The organism is Frankia sp. KB5 (assembly GCF_002099325.1).
Lineage (GTDB): Bacteria > Actinomycetota > Actinomycetes > Frankiales > Frankiaceae > Frankia > Frankia casuarinae.
The window spans coordinates 1-6,761 of sequence record NZ_MRUJ01000273.1; the positions used below are offsets into that span (position 1 = coordinate 1).

Annotated in this window: 5 protein-coding genes and 1 pseudogene; 1 reads left to right on the top strand and 5 read right to left on the bottom strand. The window is 66.7% G+C overall.

Going from position 1 to position 6,761, the window contains the following annotated elements:
* The 3 genes and pseudogenes from KBI5_RS21850 to KBI5_RS21860 all read right to left on the bottom strand — a co-directional run.
* Positions 1 to 374: pseudogene (locus tag KBI5_RS21850) on the bottom strand (hypothetical protein); the annotation flags it as partial.
* Positions 375 to 592: 218 nt separating this feature from the next.
* On the bottom strand, positions 593 to 1,276 hold the full coding sequence (locus KBI5_RS21855; RefSeq protein ID WP_133057108.1) for a hypothetical protein: 684 nt from the start codon (positions 1,274 to 1,276) through the stop codon (positions 593 to 595).
* Between the two features lie 99 nt (positions 1,277 to 1,375).
* Positions 1,376 to 2,284: a phosphorothioated DNA-binding restriction endonuclease gene (locus KBI5_RS21860; protein WP_085016304.1), complete on the bottom strand. Its 909-nt coding sequence runs from the start codon at positions 2,282 to 2,284 to the stop codon at positions 1,376 to 1,378.
* Positions 2,285 to 3,156: 872 nt separating this feature from the next.
* Here KBI5_RS21860 and KBI5_RS27190 point away from each other — a divergent pair.
* A complete protein-coding gene (locus KBI5_RS27190) occupies positions 3,157 to 5,163 on the top strand; it encodes an ATP-binding protein (protein ID WP_116289994.1) in 2,007 nt (668 codons plus the stop codon).
* Between the two features lie 290 nt (positions 5,164 to 5,453).
* On the opposite strand, the gene KBI5_RS21870 is transcribed toward KBI5_RS27190, so the two are convergent.
* On the bottom strand, positions 5,454 to 6,200 hold the full coding sequence (locus KBI5_RS21870) for a hypothetical protein (protein ID WP_085016302.1): 747 nt from the start codon (positions 6,198 to 6,200) through the stop codon (positions 5,454 to 5,456).
* A gap of 158 nt (positions 6,201 to 6,358) precedes the next feature.
* The coding region (locus KBI5_RS21875) for a transcriptional regulator (RefSeq protein WP_085016303.1) at positions 6,359 to 6,761 on the bottom strand (403 nt) is incomplete at its 5' end.

The window sequence follows — 6,761 nt, forward strand, 5'->3', positions numbered from 1 at the left end:
CGCCGGTTGCGGTAGGCCAGCCGTTCCGCCTGGACCTCACCGAAGATGCTGGTCAGGCCCCGGCTGTGGCCGTTCTCCACGCTTCCGTGCCGGATTCCCGCCGCGGACACCAGGTGGCTGACGCGCTGCTCGCGGGCGGTGTCGAGCGCGAACGTGGTCTGCAACAGTGCCCGCTGCAGCTCACGGCCGTCCGTGCCGATCACCGTCTCCCGGTCGCCGTGGTCCGCGCCCGCGGCACCGTCGACCGCCCAGCTGATCATCGAGGAGAACTGCCGTACCGGGCCGGCGAGCAGGGCCACGGTCTCGGGATCCAGCGGGGCCGTGGTGCCGTCGTCGTGCACCTCGACCACTGTCACGGACACGGAAATCGCCACGGCCGGGCCTCCGACCTGCTTGGGGACATGAACGCCAACACCGGCCATGATCCCCAGCTTCGGCCCCGAACCGGCCGACCCGGAACAACGCCCACGAGTCCACCCGTGGTCCCGCCAAACCACGCGATGGCCACTGACCAGCACAGATCACACTCTGTGATGCCCGGAACGCTCCTGAAGGTCCAGACGCTCCGACGTCACCCATGTTGATGCAGCCATCAGCCCAAAATCACGCCCTTGAAAAAGACGCACCCCACGGCGAGTTCTGCGAGGGGCTTCAAATCCGGGGCGGAGATCTCATCGAGGACGGCGAGACAGTGTTCGGCGATATTCTCATGTGATGAAGCGAGAATCTTGTCGCGCTCGTTGGCGTCCGCGGCAGCGACAATTTCCGCAACGAGCTTCGGGTGCGGCACCCATGCGAGCGGGACGCACTCGTTTACAACGATGTCCATGGCGACGTCAATGTCAAGGTCCGCCAATTCGAACCAATTAGGTGGCAGCCACCGGGTTGGCAGGCCGAGCGTCGGAAACCTTCGTGCGAATTCACGAAATACGTCAAGCTGAGGCTGCCAGGTGACGGTCGCCATCAGACGCTCGTGCAAATCGTCCAACGGACGAACGCCGCGCAGCAGGTTCTCAGCTAGGCGCTGCTGCTGGAGTAGGGCGGTGATTGCAGGCTGGAAGTCGGCTGCCGGAATCCGTAGTCCGTCGAATGGACGGATGGTGTTGGCCACAGTCTCAGCCAGCCGCTGCCACTGGCCGGCGGCCCGCACGGCATCGAGAAAACCTGGTGGGAGAAGCGGCCTGGCTCCTAGCCAGTCAGAACCATGTAGACCGCGGTCATCGCCTTCATCCTCCGGACGATCCTCAATCGGTTCATCCCGGTCGTCGTCACCCACCCTTCTATGATGCCCGACCCGCCAGCGGGGCTCGGAGCTACCGCGCAGGTCCGACGGACACGCGAATCCGGGCCGGGACGGTCCTCGCGTCGCGGTCTTTCAGGCCGCAGTCCGGCGGAAGACCTGGCGGTCATGCCAGGTGATGTGCTCGACGTCGACAAGGGGTTCGCCGGGACGGGGTGAGGCGAGCGGGCGTCCGGAGAGGTCGTAGACCGCCCGACCGGCTGGCGCCTGGGCGATGTAGAGCTCGGACACCTTCAGCCGGCGGTCGGGGGTCAGACCGAGGACCCCGAGGTCGAGAAGCGTGTGATGCAACGAGCACAGCGCCAGACCGTTCGCGACCTCATCGGGGCCGTGCTGGCTGTGCCAGCGCACATGTGCGGCCTCCACGGCGACCGGGACTGCTCCGACCCGGCCGTCGAAGCCGCAGGCGGCGCAGGAATAGGCATACACCCGCAGCACCCGTTCGGTGAACGCGGCACTTCGCCGGCGCCGGCTCACCACCGCCAGGCCGGAGCTGTCGACCAACGACGCGACGTCCAGGCCGACGGCGTCGCAGATGACCGGTGCCAGAGCCGAGGTGAAGTGGCGGTCGAGCAGCAGCCTAGTCGCGGCGGCGAGCGTGGCCGGATCGGCGAGCAGCCGCTCGACGGGCTCATGAAGGCGGCCGGTCGCGCCAAGATCRAGCAGGAGCCGACGTCGCTCGGGCACGTCGGGACCGAGCCGGCCACCGGTGGCGTCACGGAGATCCCACAGCTCACGTTCCAGATGCACGAATGGCATCGCTGCCCGCTGCCGCGCCGTCGCGCGCCGCACCGGCGGACCGAACTGGTTGATCAGCCCGCTGACCGGCTCCTCGGCGTCGGCATAGCTCGCGACGCTGCTCCCCGTCGAGGCCACCCGGCCGAACAGCCACAGCAACAGCAACGGCTTGTGAGGCACTCGGACCGCACCCACCTGGGCGCGACGCAACCGACTCAGACGATCAAGTAACTCGACGCTCTCCATCACGGCAATCCAACAGCGCCCGCGGGCCGGCAGCACAGGAATCGCACCGAGATCCAGCGGCTGGTTCCAGGCAGCAAGCCTCGATACCCACGCCACAGGACCTCAAGATCACCGAACGATGAGGAATACCGCAGGGTTCGGATAACGGCACTCTGCCAGTTACGTAGAGCGCTGTAGGTTCTCAAAATAGATGACAGTTCAAAAGAGATGTCGCCGATCTGTCGCCGACCGGACAGATCGATGAGAAGCGGCTCGGCGTATGTCCGTTTCCGTCGAGTTGGGACGTTCTCGCCGATCACCCAGCGGACCTGGATGATTCTCAGTCGATCTAGTCAAGGCGCGGTCGATATACCCGGTGTGCCGCACTTGCGGCGGTCTGGCGTCCCGTCCGAACTGGACTTGCCCACTGGATCATGGTTTCGAGTCGTTGGACGGCCGGTCCTGCTGCCAAGCCGCCGCGGAAAGAGCCATCTTCGGCGAGAATCGGGGCCGTAAGCGTCCCAGCGAACTTGTCCCGCCCCAGGTCAGGGTCACCCCCTCGGCCTTGATCCTTGGGGGGAACGCGGCACGCCGACCGGCGCAGCTTGCGCGACACGTAGGCAGGCCCCGCCGGGTCCCCGTCAACCTTGTCCAAGCCCAGGTCAGAAATTGATCGACAAACATGATCATGGAGACGGGCACATCAGATCCCCAACGATGACGGCTCGGCCGGACCCCGCCGTTGAGATGACGCATCGTCTACGACCGGTGCTCCGCGGAAGCCACCGGCCAGACGGAGTCGACCGCCCACGTCCGGCTCGCGATCGGTGTCTGCAACGGGGAAAGCGGATCAAGACACGCGCTTGCGGTGTCCGATCTGACAGACTGCCCTGGTGACTCGGCTGACGGTAGCGGTGGAGCAGGACCACCTTGAACGACTGATCAAACGGCCTCTTGGGGGGCTCAGCGAGCTGCTGTGGAACGCGGTCGACGCCGACRCGACGGAGGTGGCCGCCGACGTCGTGCTGAATGCGCTGGGCGGCGTCGACGCGGTCGAGGTTCGGGACAACGGCACCGGCATCACCCGGCAGCAGGCGGACACCTACTTCAGTCATCTCGGCGGTTCGTGGAAGAAGCTCGCGACCACAACCGAAGGCGGTCGGACGCTGCACGGCCAGGCAGGCCAGGGACGTTGGTCCGCCTACGGTCTGGGCGAGGTGGTCCGCTGGACCTCTGTGGCGCGTCAGGCCACGGGTGAGATCGCGGAGATCAGCATCGTCGGGAGACGTCAAAGCCTGAACGTGTGGGACGTCGAGGGACCGTTCCCCGGGACGTCGCCCACGGGCACCACAGCGCGTGTTGAGCAGCTCACCGGGGCGGCGCTCAAGGCGGTTGAGCAGGACGGTGTCATCAGCCAGCTCACGACAACCTTCGCGCTCACCTTGGAGCAGTACCCCATCGCGATCACATGGCGCGGGCGCCGGCTAGATCCGGCGAGCATCCAGAGCCGGCGCCATCAGGTTCCCCTCGATGTTGAAGGCGTCGACGGGCCGGTTGAGCTGGTTGTGATCGAATGGTCGCCGCCCCAAAAGAACCGCCTTCTCCACCTGTGTGACGGTGGAGGTGCCTCCCTCCACGCGGTGCGTGCCGGAATCCACGCGCCTGGCTTCGACTTCACCGCTTACCTCCGCTGGGACGGCTTCCGGCACAGGACCGCCGACCTCGCATTTTCCGATCTCGGCCTTGAGCCGATCAGTTCGATTGTGGAGGCCGCGAGGAACGAGCTTCGGCGCTACTTCGGGCAGCGTGCCCAGGAGCGGGGCCTGGAGCTCGTGGCCGCGTGGAAGGCAGACCGGAGCTACCCCTACGATGATTCCCCTCGGGACGAGGTCGAGACCGCGGAGCGGGAGGTGTTCGACATCGCGGCGGTAGCCGCGGCGTCTGCCGTGGAAGGCATCGACACGCGGGCCCGCAAGCTGTCGTTGCGGTTGCTGCGAGAGGCGCTGGAAAGCAGGCCGGGGAGTCTGCACGAGGTCCTACGCGGAGTCCTCGATCTCCCCGACGACCAGATCAACGAACTGCGTGATCTTTTGGACAAGACCTCACTGAGCGCGGTCATCGCCGCGTCGCGCCGGATCACCGATCGTCTCGACTTCCTCCTTGGGCTTGAGCAGCTTGTCTTTGGTGATCTGCGAAAGAGGCTCCTGGAGCGCAGCCAGCTTCACCGCGTTCTGGCCAGCGAGACCTGGGTGTTCCGTGAGGAGTACGCCCTTACGGCCGATGACGTCACACTTCGGACGGCTCTCAAAGACCACATCGGTCTGCTAGGCAGGGAAGACCTCACACCGGGCGATGTGGAAGATGAAGTCGTCGACACGACCGGCGCGAGGGTCGTCGTGGACCTCATGCTGAGCCGGATCGTGCCGCAGACCCGTGCACATCGGGAGCATGTGGTCATCGAGATCAAACGGCCCACAGTCCACGTCGGCATCGAGCAGCTCATGCAGATCCAGAAGTACGCATTGGCCGTCGCACGGGATGGCCGTTTCGCGATGACCGACACCCGGTGGGAGTTCTGGATCGTCGGAGATCAGCTCGATCCATCCACGGACCTTCTGCTGAAACAACGCGACCGGGAGCCCGGTGTCTTTGTCACACCGGGAGAGCATAGCGTCACCGTACGGGCCGTTACCTGGGCGCAGGTGTTGCAAGATGCACGTCACCGCCTCGGCTTCGTCCGCGACTCATTGGCGTACAGCAGCACGACTGACGCCTCCATGGCCTACCTCCGGCGAGTGCACGGCAAGTACCTTCCCTCACGCGTGATCGTGCACGACCCTGCTGACGCGACTCCCGCCTCGGCGGCAGAGGAAGAGGCGCCGGAAGCTCAGATCGCCTGATGTCTTCGCTCCCAGATGGACCGCCCACAGTCAGATACCTGCACCGAGGCGATAGGGAAATGACAGATGCGTGAGAAACGCCGCCGGACAGATCATTGAGAAAACCGGTGGACACCCAGGTCACGGCACTCCAAGAGGGCAGCAGGGATGAGAACCTACAGGCGCGCCGCATGCRCATTCGACGGGGTGCCGACAAAGACGTGGGAACGAAACGCCTCTGCCGGCCAGATAGCCGGCGTGGGCGGTCCCGAGCCGGCAGCTCGATGTCCGGATTCAAGCGGTGGCAGTCGTCAATGCCTTTTCGGTAGGCGGTTGGGAGCCGGCGTGATCAGGGAGAGGGTGACGAGATCGAGCGCGTTGCGGCCGGCGCGGTCCAGTCCGGCGGCGACGCGCTCGAAACTCTCTCGCGGGTCGGCCCCGGGCGGTGGGCCGGGAACCTTGTGATCGCCCGCGGGGTTGAGGATCGCCTGCTGGAGGGATGCGATGTTGTCCAGCAGGCTGCGGACGCCGTGGAGGAGGTCGGCGCGGGTCGTGTCCGCGTCCCTGGCCGCAGTCGTGGCGAGATCTGCGGCGGCCAGCCCGGGGATGGTGTCCCCGAGGTCGCGTGCGAGACGGCGAGCCGCGTGGGCCAGCAGGTAGAGGAGCCTGACGGCCTCGGTGTGCCCTGCGATCCCCGTCAGGTCGGGGTCGTGCAGGGCCCGGTGCAGCGCGAGGGCGTGGGAGGCGACGCGTGCGCTGGCCGGCGCGAGCGGTGCCCGGTCGAGGGTCCAGGCGACTCGGCTGCTGTAGAAGCCGAGCCCCGCGATGCCGCCGAGTATCGCGAGTCCACCCGTCGCGAAGCCGCGGACGTCGCCAGGAGGGGTGATGAACGGTGGCCACACGATCGCGCACGCGACCGCGGGAAGCAGGAGCAGTAGCTGGGCGACGATCGGGATCAGCAGTCGGCGACGCTGGTAACGCCGGGCCGCTCGCAGGACCCGCCCGTCGATGGTCAGCACGTTCTCAAGCACCTCCTCCCGCACCACGGCGTCCGTCAACGCCGGGACGAACGGCAGCCACGCGGCTCCGGGGAAACACCGCCGGCCCTCACCGTTCGATGATGACCAGGGCGGCGCCGGCGGTCGCGTGGAGGTTGTTCGCGTTTGCGCGTCCTCCCGCCGAGTACGACGGGAGGACGCGGTGGATGCCGGCTGGATCACGGCCCCTGCGTTCCTGCTGTGTCGGAGGTGCTCGTGGGGTCGAGGACCTTCCACTGCTGGAGCATGTCGAGGAGTTGGTCGCGGCTGAGGGTGTAGAGGGTGGTGAGGGTGCGTAGGTCTCCTTCGCGGATCGAGAGGACGCGGCCGGCGTAGTCGTCGCGTTCCCGCTGGATCTGGGCGACCCAGCGGCGCAGCGGCCCGGCGTCGGCGGCGGGCACGTGGGCCAGGGCGGGCAGGTTGAGCACGACACGGGCGGCCTGCGGTGGGAGGGATTCGGCTTGTCCGCCGGGCAGCAGGGTGTGGATGGGGACGCCGTAGAAGTCGGCGAGCGCGGCGAGCCTCCCGATGCTGATCATGCGGTCGCCGCGTTCGTAGGAGCCGAGTGCTGCGACCTTCCAC